The sequence below is a fragment of the Pseudomonas sp. B21-019 genome, assembly GCF_024749225.1.
Classification (GTDB): Bacteria; Pseudomonadota; Gammaproteobacteria; order Pseudomonadales; family Pseudomonadaceae; genus Aquipseudomonas.
This window is the reverse complement of sequence record NZ_CP087193.1, coordinates 4343281-4363428: the sequence shown is the minus strand read 5'-3', so window position 1 is coordinate 4363428 and position 20148 is coordinate 4343281. Positions and strand designations below refer to the sequence as shown.

Below are 20148 nucleotides of genomic sequence, written 5' to 3'. Positions count from 1 at the left end.
GTGTTTTCCTCACGAGGTGACGGCGACTGGCTGCGCAGTGGCGGCCAGCAAACGCTTGATTTCCGGGACGCAGGAACCGCATTGCGTGCCGCAGCCCAATTCTTGTTTCAAACCCTGCAAGTCCAGGCCACGACCAATGCCGGCACAGACTGCGTTCTGGCTGACGTTCATGCAGTTGCACAGGATTTTGCTGCCGGATGCAGGGGCGCCAGCGTTGCCTGGAGGCGCACTCAACGGAGCCAGTAGCCAACGGCGCAGCTGTTCGTCGGCGCGACCTTCGAGCCATAGGCTTTGCAGCCAATGTTGGGCGAGTGTTTCACCGGCCAGGCGAATCGCGGTGATCCGGCCGTTCTCGATACGCACCCGCTTACCGATCGAGCGCCGGGGATCGTCATAGGCCAACACCGGGCCGTCGTTGAGCCCCAGGCATTGATCGATATCACGCAATAGCTGTGGCTCTGGCGCGGTGGCGCTGGCAGCGCGTATCAGCAGCGCAGGGCGTTCACGGCCGGCGAGGCTGAGGCTGGCGTAGGAAAACGCCTCACAGAGTGGTCGCAGTGTCTCCAGGTGCTGTTGAACATCGCCTTCAATCAGGGCGAAAAGCTGCCAAGGCAAATTCACTGGCTCGAGTCGCACGCCGCTATGTTTGAGTTCCGGCTGTTTCGACAATGGATCGAAGGCGGGAAGGGTGAGGGTATTCACGCCGCCCTTGAGAAAACGGTCGCCCCAATGCATCGGCAGGAAAGCCTGGCCCGGACGTACGCTGTCGTCGCTGCTGACCGGCAGGATCACCGCGCCCCGGCGACTTTTCAGATTGATCAGGTCGCCAGGTTGCAGGCGATGCCGACGCAGTTCATCCGGGTGCAGGCTCAACACGGCTTCGCTGACATGGCCGAACAGCTGCGCGGCGGTGCCGGTGCGGCTCATGCCGTGCCATTGGTCGCGCAGGCGGCCGGTGATCAGGGTCAGCGGGAAACGCGCATCGCGTTGTTCCTTGGCGGCGCGATAGGGGTCGGCCACGAACTGCGCACGCCCGCTGGCGGTCGGGAAAACCCCTTCAAGGTACAACCGCGGGGTGCCTTCGCGGGCTCCGGCGGGGAAGGGCCATTGCTGCGGTCCGAGCTGGTCGATCAACTCATGACTGATACCTGACAGGTCGAGGTCGCGGCCGCGAGTCAGTTGTTTGTATTCGTCGAAGACCTGTGCCGGGGTTTCAAAGGCAAACAGGCTGGAGGCTCCAGGACGCAGGTGTTTTTCCAGGCGCTGTGCGAAATCCACCGTGATCGCCCAATCGGGCCGAGCTTCACCGGGGGTGCCGATAGCTCGGCGGACGTGGGAAATACGTCGCTCGGAGTTGGTGACCGTGCCGTCCTTTTCACCCCAACTGGCAGCGGGCAGCAGCAGATCGGCGAACGCGGCGGTTTCGGTGGTGTGGAAGGCTTCCTGCAGCACCACGAACGGGCAGGCTTGCAGCGCCTCGCGCACAGCGGTCTGGTCCGGCATCGACTGGGCAGGGTTGGTGCAGGCGATCCACAGGGCTTTGATCTTGCCGCTGCGCATCTGCTCGAACAGTTCGATGGCTGTTAGCCCGGTGTTTTCGGGCAGTTGATCGACGCCCCAGTAGGCGGCCACTTGCGCGCGGTGTTCGGCATTGGCCGCTTCACGATGGCCTGGCAGCAGGTTCGACAAACTGCCGGTTTCCCGACCGCCCATGGCATTAGGCTGACCGGTCAGCGAGAAAGGTCCTGCGCCGGGCCGGCCGATTTGCCCGGTAGCCAGGTGCAGGTTGATCAGCGCGCTGTTCTTCGCGCTGCCGGCAGTGGACTGATTCAGCCCCATGCACCACAGCGACAGAAAGCTCGGTGACGTGCCGACCCATTCCGCGCATTGCTGCAGTTGCTCGACGCTGATGCCACAGAGTTGCGAGACCATTGCCGGGGTGTAGTCGCGTACCAGGTTTTTCAGCTCGGCCAAGCCTTCGGTGTGGGCCTTGATGAAGTCGCGGTCGATCCAGTCTTCCCACAGCAGCAGGTGCAAAATCCCATGGAACAAGGCGACATCGGTACCGGGCAGAATCGCCAGGTGCAGGTCAGCCAAATCGCAGGTGTCGGTGCGCCGTGGGTCGATGACGATGACTTTCATCTGCGGACGGCGGGATTTGGCCTCTTCCAGGCGACGAAACAGGATCGGGTGGGCGTAGGCCATGTTGCTGCCGACGATCATCACGCAGTCGCTCAGTTCCAGGTCTTCGTAGTTGCAGGGCGGAGCGTCGGCGCCGAGGCTGCGTTTGTAGCCGACCACCGCTGAAGACATGCACAGCCGTGAATTGCTGTCGATGTTGTTGGTGCCCACCAGCGCTCGCGCCAGTTTGTTGAAGGCGTAGTAATCCTCGGTCAGCAATTGCCCGGAGATATAGAACGCGACGCTGTCCGGGCCGTGTTCGGCGATGGTTTGGGCGAAGACGCTGGCGGCGTGATCGAGGGCGCTGTCCCAATCGGTGCGGCTGCGGGCCAGGCCCTTGCCCAGGCGCAGTTGCGGGTATAGCGCCCGGGCCGTCAGGTCGCCAGTCAGATGCAAGGTCGAACCTTTGCTGCACAATTTGCCGAAGTTGGCCGGGTGCGCCGGATCGCCGCTGACGCCGAGAATGCGCTCGCCGTCGTGCTCGATCAGCACGCCGCAGCCGACCCCGCAATAGCAGCAGGTAGAGGCGGTGATTTGGCGGTCCATCAGCTTGCTTCCCGCAAGGCCAGCAACACCCGGCCATTCTCGACCCGTGCCGAATGATGGTGGGCGCAGCCGATATCGGGAGCCTGGGCCTCGCCGGTTTCCAGGTCGATCTGCCAGTTGTGCAGCGGACAGGCGACCCGTTTGCCGTAGATCAAACCCTGGGACAGCGGTCCGCCCTTGTGCGGGCAGCGGTCGTCGAGGGCGAAAACCTCATCGTCGCTCGTACGAAAAATCGCGATGTCGCCTTTCGGGCCGGCGACGATCCGCGAGCCAAGGGTGTTGATCTCTTCCAGTGCGCAGATATCCAGCCAGTTCATACCGACACCTCCAGGTTCTTCACGGGAATGACCTCGAATTCTTTTTTCAGCAGTGGTTGTTCGAGGCGTTCCTTCCACGGGTCCTGTTCGAACGACAGGGAGAATTGCAGGCGTTCGTTCAAGGCCTTGCGCCGTACCGGGTCTTCCAGCACGGCTTTCTTGATGTGTTCCATGCCAACCCGTTGCAGGTAATGCACGGTGCGCTCGAGGTAGAAGGCTTCTTCGCGGTACAGCTGCAGGAAAGCACCGTTGTATTCGCGCACTTCTTCGGCGGTTTTCAGCTTGACGAAGAATTCCGCGACTTCGGTTTTGATCCCGCCGTTGCCACCGATGTACATCTCCCAGCCGGAGTCCACGCCGATAATTCCGACGTCCTTGATCCCTGCTTCCGAGCAGTTGCGTGGGCAACCGGAGACGGCCAGTTTCACTTTGTGCGGCGACCACATGTTGAACAGGTCATGCTCAAGCTCAATGCCCAGTTGTGTGGAATTCTGGGTGCCGAAGCGACAGAACTCACTGCCGACGCAGGTTTTCACGGTGCGGATGGATTTGCCGTAGGCGTGGCCGGACGGCATGTCCAGGTCTTTCCAGACGCCCGGCAGGTCTTGCTTTTTGATCCCCAGCAAGTCGATGCGCTGGCCGCCGGTGACCTTGACCATCGGCACGTTGTACTTGTCGGCCACGTCGGCGATGCGCCGCAGTTCTGAAGGATTGGTCACACCGCCCCACATCCGCGGGACGACAGAGTAAGTGCCGTCTTTCTGAATGTTGGCGTGGGCACGTTCGTTGATCAGGCGCGATTGCGGATCGTCCTTGGCCTCGCCGGGCCAGGTGGAAATCAGGTAGTAGTTGAGCGCCGGGCGGCAGGTGGCACAGCCGTTCGGGGTGCGCCAGTTCAGGTAGCTCATGGTGCCGGCGATGGTCAGCAGGTGCTGGTCGCGGATGGCTTGGCGGATTTGCCCGTGGTTGAGGTCGCTGCACCCGCAGATGGCTTTTTCGCTTTTCGGTTTGACGTCTGCCGCACCGCCCACGGTGTTGATCAGGATCTGTTCGACGAGGCCGGCGCAAGAGCCGCAGGAGCTGGCGGCCTTGGTGTGTTTCTTCACGTCGTCGACGCTGAACAGCCCGTGTTCCTGAATGGCTTTGACGATGGTGCCTTTGCACACGCCGTTACAGCCGCAGACTTCGGCGGTGTCGGCCATGCTCATGGCTTTGTCCTGGCCTTGATGTCCTACATCGCCTAAAGCATTTTCGCCAAACATCAAGTGATCGCGGATCTCGCCGATGGCATGGTTCTCACGGATCTGCCGGAAATACCAACCGCCGTCTGCCGTATCGCCGTACAGACAGGCCCCGACCAGCACGTCATCCTTGATCACCAGTTTTTTGTACACCCCGCCGATCGGGTCGGAGAGGGTGATGGTTTCGGTGCCTTCGCCGCCCATGAAGTCGCCAGCGGAGAACAGGTCGATGCCGGTGACTTTCAATTTGGTCGACGTCACCGAGCCCTTGTAGGTGGCGAAGCCCAGTTGGGCGAGGTGGTTGGCGCACACCTTGGCTTGTTCGAACAGCGGCGCGACCAGGCCGTAGGCGGTGCCGCGGTGGCTGGCGCATTCGCCGATGGCGTACACCCGAGGGTCGTAGGTTTGCATTGTGTCGTTGACCAGAATCCCGCGGCTGCAAGGGATGCCGGCTTTTTCCGCGAGTTCGGTGTTGGGGCGAATACCGGCGGCCATCACCACCAGGTCGGCGGGGATGATGTCACCGTTCTTGAACTGCACCGAGCCGACCCGGCCATTGCCGGCGTCGTGCAAGGCCTGGGTCTGTTCGCACAGGCGGAAATGCAGGCCGCGGGCTTCCAGGGCGGTTTGCAGGAGTTGGCCGCTGGTTTTGTCCAGTTGGCGCTCCAGCAGCCATTCGCCGATGTGCACCACGGTGACGTGCATGCCCCGCAGCATCAGGCCGTTGGCGGCTTCAAGGCCCAGCAGGCCGCCACCGATGACCACGGCGTGCTTGTGGGTCTTGGCGGTGTCGATCATCACCTGGGTGTCGGCGATGTCGCGGTAGCCGATCACGCCCTGCAAAGTATTGCCGGGGATCGGCAGGATGAACGGGGTCGAGCCGGTGGCAATCAGCAGGCGGTCGTATTCAGCCTCAGTGCCGTCTTCGGCGATGACCCGGCGTTTGACCCGGTCGATCTCCACCACTTTGCGGTTGAGCAGCAGCTTGATGTTGTTTTCCAGGTACCAGTCCAGATCGTTGAGCACGATCTCTTCGAACGTCTGTTCGCCAGCCAGCACGGGCGACAGCAGGATGCGGTTGTAGTTGGTATGCGGTTCGGCGCCGAAGACCGTGATGTCGTACAGCTCATTACTCAGCTTGAGCAGTTCTTCCAGGGTACGAACCCCGGCCATGCCGTTGCCGATCATCACCAGTTTTAGTTTTTTCATCAGGTTCTCCGGGGAGCTCGGGCCTGCCTCATCAGGGCATTCAGGCCTTGCTCGACAAAATTTTGCGCAAACAAAAAAAGGCGTCCCGCTAGCTAACTAGCGAGGACGCCTTTGTCCTTGTCCCGTTCTCTCGGGCAGCGCAGCCTTCTACGTTGAAGGCCGGGCTTTATGTCTGTTGGGAAAGGTAATGCAGTGGTTGTGCCAAGTCTCGCAAGGGCCGGATTTATGGGCTCTCGTCATGGGAGGAGGGTGTTTGCGTGCACCGGTTCAAGGCGCGACGCCCGGTTTTGAAGCAGAAAAATCAAAAGATCGCAGCCTGTGGCAGTTCCTGCAGGAGATCGTGGGCACCCGTAGGAGCTGCCGCAGGCTCGGGCCGCGTTCGGACGATCTTTTGATCTTTTAACCGTGAAACAACAAAAACAGCAGCACCAGATTCACCAGTAACGACACCAGCGCCAACGTCCGCCAAACCTTCAACGGTTCGCGCTCCAGCAACGGTCTGGGGCGCACGCTCAAACTGCGTCGTTCTCCCTGTTCCAGCAGCAACAACCATTCTTCGGCCGTTTCAAAGCGCTGATCCGGGGTTACCGCCACCGCGCGCTCCAGACTCTGCGCGATCCATTCCGGCAGGTCGGGCCGGTAGCGACTGGCGCTGACAGGCACGCCAAACCGTGGGCGCTGGAACGCTTCGATTTCGCCGTAGGGATAATGCCCGGTGAGCAGGTAATACAAGGTCACGCCGACGGCATACAGATCCTGTTGTGGTGTCGGCGGGTCGCCGCGAAACGCTTCCGGCGCGATATAGCTGGGCGTTCCAGGCAGGGCGAAGGCTTGATCTTCGGACAGCCCCGGACAGTAGGCGAGGCCGAAATCCAGCAGACGCAACTCGCCGTCGTCCCCCAGCAGCAGGTTCTCCGGTTTGATATCGCGATGCAGAATCTGCCGTCGATGCAGGATGCCGACAGCCCGCAGCAAGCGTTCGGCCAGGTCCTGCCATTGCGCCAGTGGCAGTGTTGTGACGCGCTCATGCAACTCGGCCAGGGTCGACCCGGAATATTCACGCATCACGTAGTACAAATGCTGACGCTGACTGGCGGCATGGACTTCAGGGAAATGCCGACCGGCCACGCGCTTGAGAAACCATTCCTCCGACAACAAGGCCTGTCCGGCCTGGTGATCGTCACGCAGAGCGCCGGGCAAGGTTTTCAGCAGCCAGGGCTGTTGTTGTCCGTCGCGCACCCGGTAGAGCAGCGATTGCTGGCTCTGGCCGAGGACCCCTTCGACCTGCCAGCCTTCGAAGGTCTGGCCCGGTTTCAGTGCAGGTGGGAGCGGCCATTGCTGCAAATGAATCAGCGCATCGCCAATGCTGGTTTCGCCGAGGGCATCGACTCGTACCAGTAGAGCACTGGCATTGTCTTGACTGCCGGCCAGGTGCGCGGCGCTGACCAAGGTCTGGGCGGCACTGTTGAGGTCCGGTTGGTCGCGCAGAATCGCCGCGATGGCAGTGTCGCCCAGCACGGCCCAGATGCCGTCGCTGAGCAGCACGAAACTCTCGTTCAGGCGCAGTTCGCCATCCAGAAAGTCCAGCACCAGATGTTGATCCAGCCCCAGGGCCCGTTTGAGCACATGCTGCATGCCCGGTTGGTCCCAGACGTGATCCTCGCTCACCCGTTGCAAGGTGTCGGCGTGCCAGCGGTAAACCCGGCAATCGCCGACATGCGCCAAAGTGAAACGCCTGCCGCGCATCACCAAGGCACTGACCGTGGTCAGCAGCGGCTGCCCGCCGCCGTTGGCCTGCAACCAGCGGTTTTGCGCCAGTAGCAGACGATCGAGTGCCTGGGCGACACCCCAGGTTTCCGGGGTGGCGTAGTAGTCCAATGCCAGCGCCTGCAAGGTCGAACGGGCCGCGAGACCGCCATCGGCGCATTGGCTGACGCCGTCGGCGATGGCGAACAGGTAACCCTTGCTCGCCGCCAGTGCCGGGGCCGGAGTGACCAGGCGCAGGGCGTCCTGGTTCTCTTCGCGAGGCCCGATGGCGCTGGCTTCGGCAAAACTCAGTTGCAGGCTCATTCAGCCCTCACACTCGAGCAGCGGTGACGGCTGCCGAACCCCAAGTGGTTCTCCAGCGACGTTTCACCCCGTGCAGACCGAACCAGGCGAGTACGCCGAGGCTGGCGAACAACCACAAGGCCATTTGATAGCTGCCGGTACTTTGCTTGATCGCGCCCATGCCGGCCGCCAGTGCGAAGCCACCGATGCCGCCGGCCATGCCGATCAAACCGGTCATCACACCGATCTCCCGACGAAAACGCTGTGGGACCAACTGGAATACTGCACCGTTACCTGCACCTAAACCGAGCATAGTGCAGACGAAAAGCGCCAACGCTGCGTAGGAACTCGGCAGATTGAAACCCACTGTTGCAATGCAGATCGCTGCCACGGTGTACATCGCCAACAGGGTGCGAATCCCGCCGAAGCGATCCGCCAGCGCGCCGCCCAATGGGCGCATCAGGCTGCCACCGAATACACACGCCGCGGTGTAGTAACCGGCAGTGACCGGGCTCAGGCCGTACTGGTCGTTGAAGTAGCCGGGCAGGGCGCTGGCCAGGCCGATGAAACCGCCGAAGGTCACGCTGTAGAAAAACATGAACCACCAGCTGTCGCGGTCACCCAGGGCCTTGAGGTAGTCGGCCATGGACTTGGCTTTCGGCCGCTCAGGGGCATTCTTGGCCAGCCAGGCGAAGACGATCAGGGTCAGGATCAACGGAATCAGGGCGAAGCCGAACACGTTGCTCCAGCCATACGCGGCGGCCAGCACCGGGGCGATCAGGGCGGCGAGCACGGTGCCCGAGTTACCGGCACCGGCGATGCCCATGGCTTTGCCTTGGTGCTGCGGCGGATACCATTGCGAGGCCAGCGGCAGGGCGACGGCGAAGGACGCACCGGCCATGCCGAGGAACAGGCCCAGCAACAGCGCCTGCTCGTAACTGTGGATGCCGACTTTCCAGGCAACGAGCAGGGCGCTGATGACGATTATCTGGCCGATGATCCCGGCGGTTTTTGGCGACAGGCGATCAGCCAGCAGGCCCATCGCAAAGCGCAGTACGGCGCCGGCCAGAATCGGCGTGGCCACCACCAGCCCGCGCTGTTGGGTGGTCAGGTGCAGGTCAGCGGCGATCTGCACCGCCAGGGGGCCGAGCAGGTACCAGACCATGAAGCTCAGATCGAAATAGAGGAAGGCTGCGAACAGTGTCGGGGTATGGCCGGATTTCCAGAAGCTTGAATTCATCGCGCACCTCAGCTGTCAGGCGTATCAAGAAGGAGTCATGAGCTTGCAGGTGGGGCGCCGCAACGGCCGCACCACCAGCCCCGGTCTCTGGGGCCAAAACGTAAAAACGCCGCTACCTGATTCGCAAAAGGGGGCGAATGAGGTGAGCGACGTCTTTGTCGTAGGTGGGGCAACCGCCGTTGGTTACCTTGCAGGGATTACTTAGCGAGATCTGTGCCAACAAGGGAAACCGAGTCGAGGCCTTCAGCCAAGCAACTCACTCATGGCAATGATCTGCTCCGCCACCTGTATCAGCTTCTGCTGGCGGCTCATGGCCTGGCGGCGCATCAGGGTGTAGGCCTCTTCTTCGTTGCAGTCCTTCATCTTCATCAGCAGCCCCTTGGCCAGCTCGATGCGCTTGCGCTCGGCCAGTTGCTGGTCGCGGGCGTGCAGTTGCGCGCGCAGGGCCTGGTCGCTTTCAAAGCGCGCCATGGCCACATCGAGAATCGGCTGCAAGCGTTGTGCGTGAATACCTTCAACGATGTAGGCACTGACGCCGGACTTGATTGCCTGGCGCATCACGCCGGGGTCGTGCTCGTCGGTGAACATTACGATTGGCCGAGGTTGATCACGAGTCACCAGCACCACTTGCTCCATCACATCGCGGCTCGGTGACTCGGTATCGATCAGAATCACGTCCGGACGCACCGTTTCGACGCGCGCGGGCAGGTCAATGGTCAGGCCGGACTCGTCGATGACCTCGAACCCGGCTTCGGTCAGGGCCGCTTTCAGACGCCCGACTTTTTTCGCGGTGTCATTGATCAGCAGGATACGCAACATATTCGCAGGCTCCTGTCAGCGGCTGGCGAGAAGGGGAGCGCTGTCGCTCATGGCGTGCAGCGTGAAGCTGCGGGCATAGCCGGTCGGGTCCGAGCCGTCCCAAATTTTGCCGTCGATCAGTTGACTGCTGCGCATTTCCTGAGCCTGGGCGGGTACACCGACAGCGGTGGCGGCCTCTCGGTACAAGTCTAGTTGCTGGACCTGACGGGCCACGCCGAGGTAATCCGGGTCGTCGCGCAATAAGCCCCAGCGACGGAACTGGGTCATGAACCACATACCGTCGGACAAATACGGCAGATTGACCTCGCCGCCACCGTGGAAACGCATCGCGTGCGGGTCTTGCCAGTGATTGCCCAAACCGTCGATGTAGTCACCGAGCAAGCGCGGTTCGATGCAATCGAGCGGGGCATCGAGGTATTCGGGGGCGCTCAACAATTGCGCGGTGCTGCGGCGATTTTCGCGGTTGGCTTCGATGAAGCGGCTGGCCTCGAGGATCGCCATCACCAAGGCCCGGGCGGTATTGGGGTATTGCTCGACGAAGGCGCGGGTGCAGCCGAGGACTTTTTCCGGGTGATCGGGCCAGATGGTCTGAGTGGTGGCCATGGTGAACCCGAGATTCTGTTGCACCGCGCTGGCAGCCCACGGTTCGCCGACGCAGAACCCGTCGATGCGCCCGGCTTGCAGGTGCGCGACCATTTGTGGCGGCGGCACCACCACGCTGTCGACATCCTGCAACGGATGAATGCCCTGACTCGCCAGCCAGTAATACAGCCACATGGCGTGGGTGCCCGTGGGAAATGTCTGGGCGAAGGTCAGTTTTGGGCGACTTTGGTGCACGTGGTGGTCCAGTGCTTCAGGACTGGTCACACCCAAGGCCTGCAAGCCGTGGGAGAGGTTGATGCTCTGGCCGTTCTGGTTCAGGCCCATGAGCACGGCCATGTCGGTGGACGCTACGCCGCCGATGCCCAGGTGCACGGCGTAAATAAGGCCGTACAGGCTGTGGGCGGCGTCCAGTTCGCCGCTGACCAGTTTGTCCCGCAGGTTGGCCCAGGACGACTGGCGCTTGAGGTTCAGGGTCAGGCCGTAAGGCTGGGCGAAGCCCTGGGTGGCGGCGACTACCACTGAGGCGCAGTCGCTCAGGGCCATGAAGCCAAGGTTTATTTCGGTTTTTTCCGGGGCATCGCTGCCGTTGACCCAGGCCAGTGGGCCGGCTGATGGTTCATTCATCGATTTGCACCTTCCAAAAAAAACGTCGTCCCATGGCCTCTGCGCGAGCAGAGCCGGTGACGACGCCATTGTCCTGCCACTCATCCCGTCGTTGGCATGAGTGCTGATGACCATGTTGGTGCAAGGCATATGCCATCGCCGGCTGATTTTGTCGCGCGCCTCGCGTGAAGCTCTGATGCACGGCTATAATCGCCGCCTCTCATCGCCAACCGAGTCAAGCCTGCCCATGTACACCCTGGCCCGTCAGCTGCTGTTCAAACTTTCCCCGGAAACCTCCCACGATCTGTCCCTGGACCTGATCGGCGCGGGCGGGCGTTTGGGCCTCAACGGCTTGCTGTGCAAGGCACCGGCAAAAATGCCGGTGACGGTCATGGGCCTGGAATTCCCGAACCCGGTGGGTCTGGCGGCCGGTCTGGACAAGAACGGCGCGGCGATCGACGGATTTGCCCAACTGGGTTTCGGTTTCGTCGAAATCGGCACCATCACCCCGCGCCCGCAACCGGGTAATCCGAAACCACGGATTTTCCGCTTGCCGCAAGCCGAGGCGATCATCAACCGCATGGGTTTCAACAACCTTGGCGTCGATCACTTGCTCGCTCGCGTGGCCGCGGCCAAGTACAAGGGCGTGCTGGGTATCAACATCGGCAAGAACTTCGATACGCCGGTTGAACGTGCGGTCGACGATTACCTGATCTGCCTGGACAAGGTTTACGCCCATGCCAGCTACGTGACGGTCAACGTCAGCTCGCCGAACACGCCGGGCCTGCGCAGCCTGCAATTCGGCGACTCGCTCAAGCAATTGCTCGCCGACCTGGCCACGCGCCGGGCGGAATTGGCCCAGCGCCACGGCAAACATGTACCGCTGGCGATCAAGATCGCGCCCGACATGAGTGATGAAGAAACCGCTCAAGTCGCCCAGGCGTTGATCGAAACCGGAATGGATGCGGTGATCGCCACCAACACCACCCTGAGTCGCGTTGGTGTCGAAGGTCTGGAGCATGGTGACGAGGCGGGCGGGTTGTCCGGCGCGCCGGTTCGCGACAAGAGCACCCACACCGTGAAGGTGCTGGCGGCGGAACTGGCCGGTCGCTTGCCGATCATCGCCGTGGGCGGTATCACCGAAGGCAAGCACGCGGCTGAGAAAATCGCTGCGGGTGCGAGCCTGGTGCAGATATATTCGGGCTTTATCTATAAAGGCCCGGCACTGATTCGTGAATCGGTAGATGCCATCGCCGCGTTGTGCTGAAGGCAGTGTAGGGGCCTTGTGCTGAGGGCTTTTGTGGCGAGGGAGCTTGCTCCCGCTCGGCTGCGAAGCAGTCGTAAATCCTGCAACCGCGTTTTACCTGACACACCGGGTTGATTGGTTTTGGGGCCGCTTCGCAGCTCAGAGGGAGCAAGCTCCCTCGCCACAGAAACGACTTCACCACCGTAGTTCTTTGCAGGCATAAAAAAGGGCTCCTCGAAGGAGCCCCTGGGCCGAAGCCCGCCGTCCGGATAGGACGTGCGTGGTTAAGTCGTAGCGTAATCAGATTGTCGTGTCGGAGTGTGTGCCCTGTATTAGCCGACGGCGTGAAGTTCGTTGAGTCTGTGGATTCCCGCAGTGCCGGTCATACCGTCCCAATTGTCGCCGCGTCCTTCTCGCCAGCCATTGATCCAGGCTTGGCGTACCGACGGTAGAGTAAAAGGGCAAAGCTCACGGGATTTACCACCAACGCCATATTGATATCCGCGCAAAAATGCTCTTTCCAACGGATCACGCTTAAGTCTTCTCATAGGGTGTTTCCCTCACTTGTTGACTGTATGTATCGCGTCGACCTCAATCGAGGTCAGGCAGAAAAATTCTGCCGTTGGTGGCTCGCTGCCGGCGTCGCGAGCCAAGGTGTTGACGCCGTTGCGACGTCAACCTGAGTTGAGTTCTAACCAATGCGTCACATCGAGGGAATGACCGTTTTGTCATAAGAACGTAACCATAAAGATGGTATGGCCATAAGTAACACGATATTTGTCCCGTGTTTCTTGGCCAAAGCCCGGTATGATCGGCCCTGCGCTGGATGGTGGGGGTTGCGCCTTTAACGAGAATGACACCTGTTGCCCTTGGGGATTATTCGACGAAGGGTCGACTTATGACATTTTGTTGCATCAACTTTTTAATCTGCCCTGGCATCTAAGCTCTTTTAACCCGAGCAGTCGGGGTGGGACGGCACACCTTCGTGCCACGCGGGCGTTCTGTTAGAAAAACGCCTGATTGAAATCCGGATCGGCAACGCGTTGTCGGTTCACTTAGCTAAAGGCTCTGGAATTACCATGTCCGATCGTTTCGAACTCTTCCTCACTTGCCCCAAAGGCCTTGAAGGTCTGCTCATCGAGGAAGCCGTCGGGCTTGGCCTTGAGGAAGCACGCGAGCACACCTCGGCTGTGCGCGGCATGGCCACCATGGAAACCGCTTATCGCCTGTGCCTGTGGTCGCGTCTGGCGAACCGGGTGCTGCTGGTGCTCAAGCGCTTCCCGATGAAGGACGCCGAAGACCTCTACCACGGCGTGCTGGATATCGAGTGGCAAGACCACATGCTCAACGACGGCACCTTGGCCGTCGAATTCAGCGGTCACGGCTCTGGCATCGATAACACGCACTTCGGCGCCTTGAAGGTCAAGGATGCCATCGTCGACAAACTGCGCACCCCGCAGGGCGATCGCCCGTCCATCGACAAGCTCAACCCGGACCTGCGCGTTCACCTGCGTCTGGACCGTGGCGAAGCCATCCTGTCCCTCGACCTGTCCGGGCACAGCCTGCACCAGCGCGGTTATCGCTTGCAGCAAGGTGCTGCGCCGCTGAAGGAAAACCTCGCGGCAGCGATTCTGATCCGTTCCGGCTGGCCACGCATTGCCGCCGATGGCGGCGCGCTGGCTGACCCGATGTGCGGTGTCGGCACGTTCCTGGTGGAAGCCGCGATGATCGCCGCTGACATGGCGCCGAACCTGCGCCGTGAGCAGTGGGGCTTCACCGCCTGGCTCGGTCACGTGCCGGCGCTGTGGAAAAAACTCCACGAAGAAGCCACCGAACGCGCCGCGGCCGGCCTGGCCAAGCCACCGCTGTGGATTCGCGGTTACGAAGCCGACCCGCGTCTGATTCAACCGGGCCGCAACAACGTCGAACGTGCCGGCCTGAGCGAGTGGATCAAGATTTACCAGGGCGAAGTGGCAACGTTCGAGCCGCGCCCGGACCAGAACCAGAAAGGCCTGGTGATCTGCAACCCTCCGTACGGCGAGCGTCTGGGCGATGAGGCGAGCCTGCTCTACCTCTACCAGAACCTCGGCGAGCGCCTGCGTCAGGCGTGCTTGAACTGGGAGGCGGCGGTATTTACCGGCGCTCCGGACCTGGGCAAGCGCATGGGCATCCGCAGTCACAAACAGTATTCGTTCTGGAACGGCGCGTTGCCGTGCAAATTGCTGCTGATCAAGGTCACGCCAGACCAGTTCGTCACCGGCGAGCGTCGCACCCCGGAACAGCGTCAGGCCGAGCGTGAACAGGCGGCCTACGATGAAGCACCGAGCGAGCCGCTAGAACGCAAGTACAACAAAAACGGCAATCCGATCAAACCGGCTCCGGCACCCGCCCCGGTGATCGAGCAGCCGCGCCTGAGCGAGGGCGGGCAGATGTTTGCCAACCGTCTGCAAAAGAACGTCAAGGCGCTGGGCAAGTGGGTCAAGCGTGAAGGCATCGACTGCTACCGCGTCTACGATGCCGACATGCCGGAATATTCCATGGCCATCGACCTGTATCACGATTGGGTCCACGTTCAGGAATACGCCGCGCCGAAATCCATCGATCCGGAAAAAGCCTCGGCGCGGATGTTCGATGCCCTGGCGGCAATCCCGCAGGCGTTGAACATCGACAAGAGCCGCGTGGTGGTCAAGCGTCGCGAACGTCAGAGCGGCACCAAGCAGTACGAACGCCAGAGCGCCCAGGGCAAGTTCAACGAGGTCAACGAAGGCGGCGTGAAGCTGCTGGTGAACCTCACCGACTACCTCGACACCGGGTTGTTCCTCGACCACCGGCCGATGCGCATGCGGATTCAGAAAGAGGCGGTCGGCAAGCGCTTCCTCAATTTGTATTGCTACACCGCGACCGCCAGCGTGCATGCGGCCAAGGGCGGCGCGCGCAGCACCACCAGCGTCGACCTGTCGAAAACCTACCTGGACTGGGCGCGTCGCAACCTGTCGCTGAACGGCTTCTCTGACAAGAACCGTCTGGAACAGGGCGATGTGATGGCCTGGCTCGATGCTTGCCGTGACGAATACGACCTGATCTTCATTGACCCGCCGACTTTCTCCAACTCCAAGCGCATGGAAGGGATCTTCGACGTGCAGCGTGACCAGGTGCAATTGATTGACCTGGCCATGGCGCGACTGGCACCGGGCGGGGTGTTGTATTTCTCCAACAACTTCCGCAAGTTCCAGCTCGAGGAAAACCTCACCGAGCGTTATGCCGTTGAAGAAATCACGGCCCAGACCATCGATCCGGATTTCGCCCGTAATGGCAAAATCCACCGTGCCTGGAAGATCACTGCTCGCTGACACTTGAGCTGATTGGATCCACAGAGCCTTGATTTTTAAAGGCTCTTTGGTTCTTTCAGTGCTGGTCAAATTAGTGGCTAATAGCTATAACTCAACTCATGGCCAATGGGCTTTCCGGCACCTGGCGTTATGAGTTGCGTTTATGTCGTTACACGCCGTGCGCCCCAAGATCCTGGGTTTTATCAGCGAAGATGTCTCGGCCTGGCTGGTCGCGCTGCTGGTATTGCTCGTCGGCGGGATTCTTACGGGGTTACTGGCCTGGGCCACGCTCAATCAGTTTCATCAGCAAATGCGGCAACGTTTCCAACTGCTCGCCAGTGAACGCTACAGCCGTATCGAAGAACGTTTCGAAGATCAGGAGCAGCGCCTCGATGGCCTGCGCCGGTTCTTTGCCAATTCCGAGTCGGTGTCCCGCGAGGAATTCGACGGTTACGCCAAACCTCTTCTGCGGCGCACCCAAGCCTATTCCTGGGCACCACGGGTTTCCCGCGCCGAACGCCCCTTGCTTGAACGCTTCGTGCATGACGAAGGCTTGAGCAATTTCACCTTTCGCGAACTCACCGCCGACGGCCAGTTGCAACCGGCCGCGGAGCGGGACGAGTACGTGCCGGTGCTCTATACCCAAACCCAGAGCCGACTGCCCACGCCGCTGGGTTACGACCTGCTGGCTCAGCCCCTGCGCCGTTCGACCCTGGAGCGTGCCGATCGAACTGGCCGCATGGCTGTCTCGCAACCATTGCATCTGGTAGGCATTGAGCCTGCCTATTCACGGGGGGTGTTGCTGGTGGCCCCCGTCAGCCGTCAGCACCTGCCGGACACCACGCCCGTCGGGTATGTGATGGCGGTGATCAGCATGCGCCAGCTGCTGGCGGACGGGCTGCCGGAAGAGAATCATGATTCTCTCTCGGTGCGCATTCTCGACTTGTCCACCGATGACCAACACGAAGTGCTGTACGAGTCGACCAACCCGGCGGGGGCCAGTGACTTGTCCTCCACGCGCTTGCTGCGTCTGGCCGACCACGATTATCAAGTGGATATGCGCCCCAGTGCGGCGTTCCTGCAAGCCAACCATTCCTCGGTGACCAGCCAGGTGGTGCTGGGTGGTTTACTCAGCTTGCTGCTCAGCGTGTTTCTCTATGTGTTGGTCAGCCAGCGGCAACGGGCGCTGAAAATGGTCGAGCAACGGACCGAGGAACTGCACGCCCGTGAGCAAGAGCTGCGCGGCACGCATGGCCAATTGCGCGGCGTGCTGGATGCTGCGACTCAGGTGGCGATTATCGCCACCGACCTGCGCGGGATCGTCAGCACTTTCAACGCCGGTGCCGAGCACATGCTCGGTTACTCCAGTGCGCAGGCCGTGGGCCACATGACCCTGGAAAACCTGCACCTGCCCCGGGAGCTCGAGGCGCGGTCGGCGGAGTTGAGCGCGCGCTATGGCAAGCCGATTCCGACCTGTCAGGCCATGTTGGTCGAAGGCGGAGAAGAGGGCGGTCACGAAGCCCGGGAGTGGACGCTGGTGCGCCGCGACGGCAGCCATTTGACGGTGAACATGCTGGCGACCCCGGTTCTCGACGAGCAGGGTTTGTGGGTCGGGCACTTGGCGATCTGTATCGACATCACCGAGCGCAAGCGCGTTCACGAGGCCCTGGCGGCGCGGGACTTGTTGTTGAAGAAACTCAGCGCCCATGTGCCCGGCGGGATTTACCAGTTCAAGATGGAGTTCGATGGGCGCTTCAGCGTGATCTACGCCAGCGACGGGATGCGCGAGATCTACGAACTCGAATTGGAGGTACTGCTGAGCAATGCCGAAGCGGTGTTCTCGCGGATTCATCCTCAGGACTCGCGCCGGGTCCGCGCATCGATCCAGGTGTCGGCGGACAACCTCAGCCCATGGCGCGAAGAGTATCGCGTGCAATTGCCCGAGCGTGGCCTGCGCTGGGTTCGCGGCGAAGCGACGCCGGAGGAGCTGCCCGGTGGCGGCGTGCTGTGGCATGGCTACATTTCGGACATTTCCGACCTCAAGCGTGTTGAAGAGGAATTGCGCGCGCTGTCGGTGACCGACTCATTGACCGGAATCCATAACCGCCGCTATTTCCAGGAGCGCCTGACCACCGAAATGGCCCGGGTCGAGCGCGGCGGTGGCGAGTTGTCGGTGATCATGCTCGACATCGACCATTTCAAACGCATCAATGACCAGCACGGCCATGCCGTGGGCGATCGGGTATTGCAGGCAGTGTGTGAACGCATTGGCCGTCGTCTGCGGCGCACCGATGTGTTCTGTCGCCTGGGGGGCGAAGAGTTCATGGTGCTCTGCCCGGACATCGACGGCGAACAGGCGCATGTGTTGGCCTTGGAACTGTGGCAAGGGTTGCGCAGTTCGCCGATCGACGAGGTGGGGATCGTTACCGCGAGTTTCGGGATTGCCAGCTGGCGGGTCGGGGAAGGCGCGGATGCGTTGCTGTTGCGGGCGGATTCGGGGGTTTACGCGGCGAAGCAGGCGGGAAGGGATCGGGTTGAAGGGCAGATGAGCTAGGTCAGGCGGGATGTTTGTGTGGACAGAAAAAGATCGCAGCCTTCGGCAGCTCCTGCATGGGAATGTGTACACCCTGTAGGAGCTGCCGAAGGCTGCGATCTTTTGACTCTAAAGGCTTACAACACCGATGCCGTGGTCGGCAGTTTCGGCTGGCGATACAGGTCCAGCAGCACCTGATCCAGCACCGAAGACGCGCCAAACGGAGCCTTGTCGTTAAGAATCGCCACCACCGCCCAGGTATTGCCATTGACATCGCGGCTGAAGCCGGAGATGGCACGCACGGTGTTCAGGGTGCCAGTCTTGACGTGGGCTTCACCGGTCATGGCCGTGTGTTTCAGGCGTTTGCGCATGGTGCCGTCGGTGCCGGCAATCGGCATCGAGCTGATGAACTCGGCGGCGTACGGGCTGCGCCAGGCGGCTTGCAGCATTGCGGCCATTTCACGTGCGCTTACCCGTTCGGCGCGGGACAGGCCGGAACCGTTCTCCATCACCAGGTGCGGTGATGTGATGCCTTTCTGCGCCAGCCACTGACGCACCACACGCTGGGCCGCTTTCGCGTCATCACTGTCGGCGTCGGTGCGGAATTTCTGGCCCAGGCTCAGGAACAACTGCTGAGCCATGGTGTTGTTACTGTATTTGTTGATGTCGCGAATGATTTCCGCCAAGTCTGGCGAGTAGGCCCGGGCCAGCACCTTGGCGCTGCTCGGCGTCGGTGCCAGACGATCCTGGCCCTGGATGCTGCCGCCCAATTCCTTCCAGATCGCGCGCACGGCGCCGGCGGTGTAGGTCGCGTGGTCGAGTAGCGACAAGTAGGTCTGGGAGCTGCAACCTTCGCCCAACTGGCCGCCGACGGTCACGGTGACGCTGCCATCAGCCTGGGTCACCGGGTTGTAGCGCACGCCCCCGGTGCACTGCTTGGAGTTGAGCGCCTTGACCTGATTGTCGATGCGGATGCTGGCAATCGGCGGCTCGACCGACACCAGAACCTTGCCCGAGTCGTTGCGAGCCACGAAGCGCAGGGCCTTGAGGTTGACCAGCAGTGCGTCGGGCTTGACCAGGAACGGTTTGTTCTCGTCATTGCCGTCGTCGTTGAACTCGGGCAGTTGCGGTTGCACGAAGAAGCCGCGGTCCAGCACCAGGTCGCCGGTGACCTGGGTCACGCCATTGGCGCGCAAGTCGCGCATCAGCAGCCAGAGTTTTTCCATGTTCAGCTTCGGATCGCCGCCACCCTTGAGGTAGAGGTTACCGTTGAGGATGCCACCGCTGAGGGTGCCATCGGTGTAGAACTCGGTTTTCCACTGGTGGTTCGGGCCAAGCATTTCCAGCGCCGCATAGGTGGTGACCAGTTTCATGGTCGAGGCCGGGTTGACCGAAACGTCAGCGTTATAAACGGTTGGGGTGCCCGGGCCGTTAAGCGGGATCATCACCAGCGACAAGGCGCTGTCCGGCAATTTGCTGGCCTTGAGGGCCTTTTCAACGTTGGGCGACAGGGCGGTGTTGATTGGCGCGGCGGAAACGGGGAGGGCCAGGGGCAGAAGAAGACTGGCCAGCAGCAATGGACGCAAAGATTTGATCATCTGAAATAAAACCCTACAGCCGAGGGGGAAAAAGACGAGGGCACGGTGATAAATTCCCTCAGCGGTCATGAAAGTGTCGGCATTATGCCCCAAGGTGCAGGGGCTTGTGCCGCACCTTGGTCGACTAATCCGCTATTTTTTTACCGACGGTAGACGTCGCGCCGTTCTGAGGCGGGTAATCGGCGCCTTAAACTGCTAAAGTGCCGCCCGTTATTACTTATGAGGATTGTTCCAATGGCGACTAACCGTTCCCAGCGTCTGCGCAAAAAACTGTGCGTCGATGAATTTCAAGAGCTGGGTTTCGAACTGAACCTGGATTTCAAAGAAGATTTGGCTGATGAAGCCATTGATGCTTTCCTCGACGCGTTCCTGAAAGAAGCCATGGAAGCCAACGGTCTGGGTTATGTGGGCGGCGATGACTTCGGTCTGGTGTGCCTGCAGAAGCGTGGCTCGGTGACCGAAGCACAGCGTGCCGCTGTTGAAGCCTGGCTCAAGGGCCGTAGCGAATTGACCAGCGCTGAAGTCAGCCCGCTGATCGACGTCTGGTACCCGGAAAAGCCGATCAATCCGGTAGCCTGATGTTCTAAAAAACGGCGACCCAAGAGGGTCGCCGTTTTTTTTTGTGAAGATCAAA

At 61.2% G+C, this 20148-nt stretch carries 13 protein-coding genes; 4 read left to right on the top strand and 9 right to left on the bottom strand.

All coding sequences use genetic code 11. From position 1 onward, the window contains the following. Positions 1–9: 9 nt before the first annotated feature. The 7 genes from LOY36_RS19245 to LOY36_RS19215 all read right to left on the bottom strand — a co-directional run bounded on the left by LOY36_RS19245 (position 10) and on the right by LOY36_RS19215 (position 10829). Positions 10–2727, bottom strand: a complete 2718-nt coding sequence (locus LOY36_RS19245) for a nitrate reductase (protein WP_258670208.1) — start codon at positions 2725–2727, stop codon at positions 10–12. Beyond that, positions 2727–3044, bottom strand: coding sequence for a nitrite reductase small subunit NirD (gene nirD / locus LOY36_RS19240; protein WP_018925265.1), 318 nt, complete (start codon positions 3042–3044; stop codon positions 2727–2729). The genes LOY36_RS19245 and nirD overlap by 1 nt, the downstream gene beginning before the upstream one ends. Then, on the bottom strand, positions 3041–5494 hold the full coding sequence (gene nirB, locus LOY36_RS19235) for a nitrite reductase large subunit NirB (RefSeq protein WP_007940642.1): 2454 nt from the start codon (positions 5492–5494) through the stop codon (positions 3041–3043). Before nirB ends, nirD begins: the two co-directional genes overlap by 4 nt. A gap of 399 nt (positions 5495–5893) precedes the next feature. Next, a complete protein-coding gene (locus LOY36_RS19230; RefSeq protein WP_258670205.1) occupies positions 5894–7564 on the bottom strand; it encodes a bifunctional protein-serine/threonine kinase/phosphatase in 1671 nt (556 codons plus the stop codon). A gap of 7 nt (positions 7565–7571) precedes the next feature. Then, positions 7572–8783: a NarK/NasA family nitrate transporter gene (locus LOY36_RS19225; RefSeq protein ID WP_018925267.1), complete on the bottom strand. Its 1212-nt coding sequence runs from the start codon at positions 8781–8783 to the stop codon at positions 7572–7574. Positions 8784–9026: 243 nt separating this feature from the next. After that, a complete protein-coding gene (locus tag LOY36_RS19220) occupies positions 9027–9602 on the bottom strand; it encodes an ANTAR domain-containing response regulator (protein ID WP_018925269.1) in 576 nt (191 codons plus the stop codon). 15 nt (positions 9603–9617) lie between these two features. Then, the gene (locus LOY36_RS19215; protein ID WP_258670202.1) at positions 9618–10829 is read right to left on the bottom strand and encodes a CmpA/NrtA family ABC transporter substrate-binding protein; all 1212 of its coding nucleotides are present in this window, start codon (positions 10827–10829) and stop codon (positions 9618–9620) included. Positions 10830–11055: 226 nt separating this feature from the next. Here LOY36_RS19215 and LOY36_RS19210 point away from each other — a divergent pair, with 226 nt between their 5' ends. Then, a complete protein-coding gene (locus LOY36_RS19210) occupies positions 11056–12075 on the top strand; it encodes a quinone-dependent dihydroorotate dehydrogenase (protein WP_258670199.1) in 1020 nt (339 codons plus the stop codon). A gap of 311 nt (positions 12076–12386) precedes the next feature. Here the strand turns inward: LOY36_RS19210 and rmf are convergent, their stop codons facing one another. Further along, on the bottom strand, positions 12387–12602 hold the full coding sequence (gene rmf / locus LOY36_RS19205) for a ribosome modulation factor (RefSeq protein ID WP_003223300.1): 216 nt from the start codon (positions 12600–12602) through the stop codon (positions 12387–12389). A 531-nt stretch (positions 12603–13133) separates the two neighbouring features. Here rmf and rlmKL point away from each other — a divergent pair. Further along, a complete protein-coding gene (gene rlmKL / locus LOY36_RS19200) occupies positions 13134–15404 on the top strand; it encodes a bifunctional 23S rRNA (guanine(2069)-N(7))-methyltransferase RlmK/23S rRNA (guanine(2445)-N(2))-methyltransferase RlmL (protein WP_258670197.1) in 2271 nt (756 codons plus the stop codon). A 142-nt stretch (positions 15405–15546) separates the two neighbouring features. Further along, positions 15547–17937: a diguanylate cyclase gene (locus LOY36_RS19195; RefSeq protein WP_258670195.1), complete on the top strand. Its 2391-nt coding sequence runs from the start codon at positions 15547–15549 to the stop codon at positions 17935–17937. 116 nt (positions 17938–18053) lie between these two features. On the opposite strand, the gene dacB is transcribed toward LOY36_RS19195, so the two are convergent. Then, positions 18054–19514: a D-alanyl-D-alanine carboxypeptidase/D-alanyl-D-alanine-endopeptidase gene (dacB, locus tag LOY36_RS19190; protein WP_019579764.1), complete on the bottom strand. Its 1461-nt coding sequence runs from the start codon at positions 19512–19514 to the stop codon at positions 18054–18056. 234 nt (positions 19515–19748) lie between these two features. Here dacB and LOY36_RS19185 point away from each other — a divergent pair, with 234 nt between their 5' ends. Next, on the top strand, positions 19749–20093 hold the full coding sequence (locus tag LOY36_RS19185) for a YggL family protein (RefSeq protein WP_018925275.1): 345 nt from the start codon (positions 19749–19751) through the stop codon (positions 20091–20093). The last annotated feature ends 55 nt before the right edge of the window (positions 20094–20148 follow it).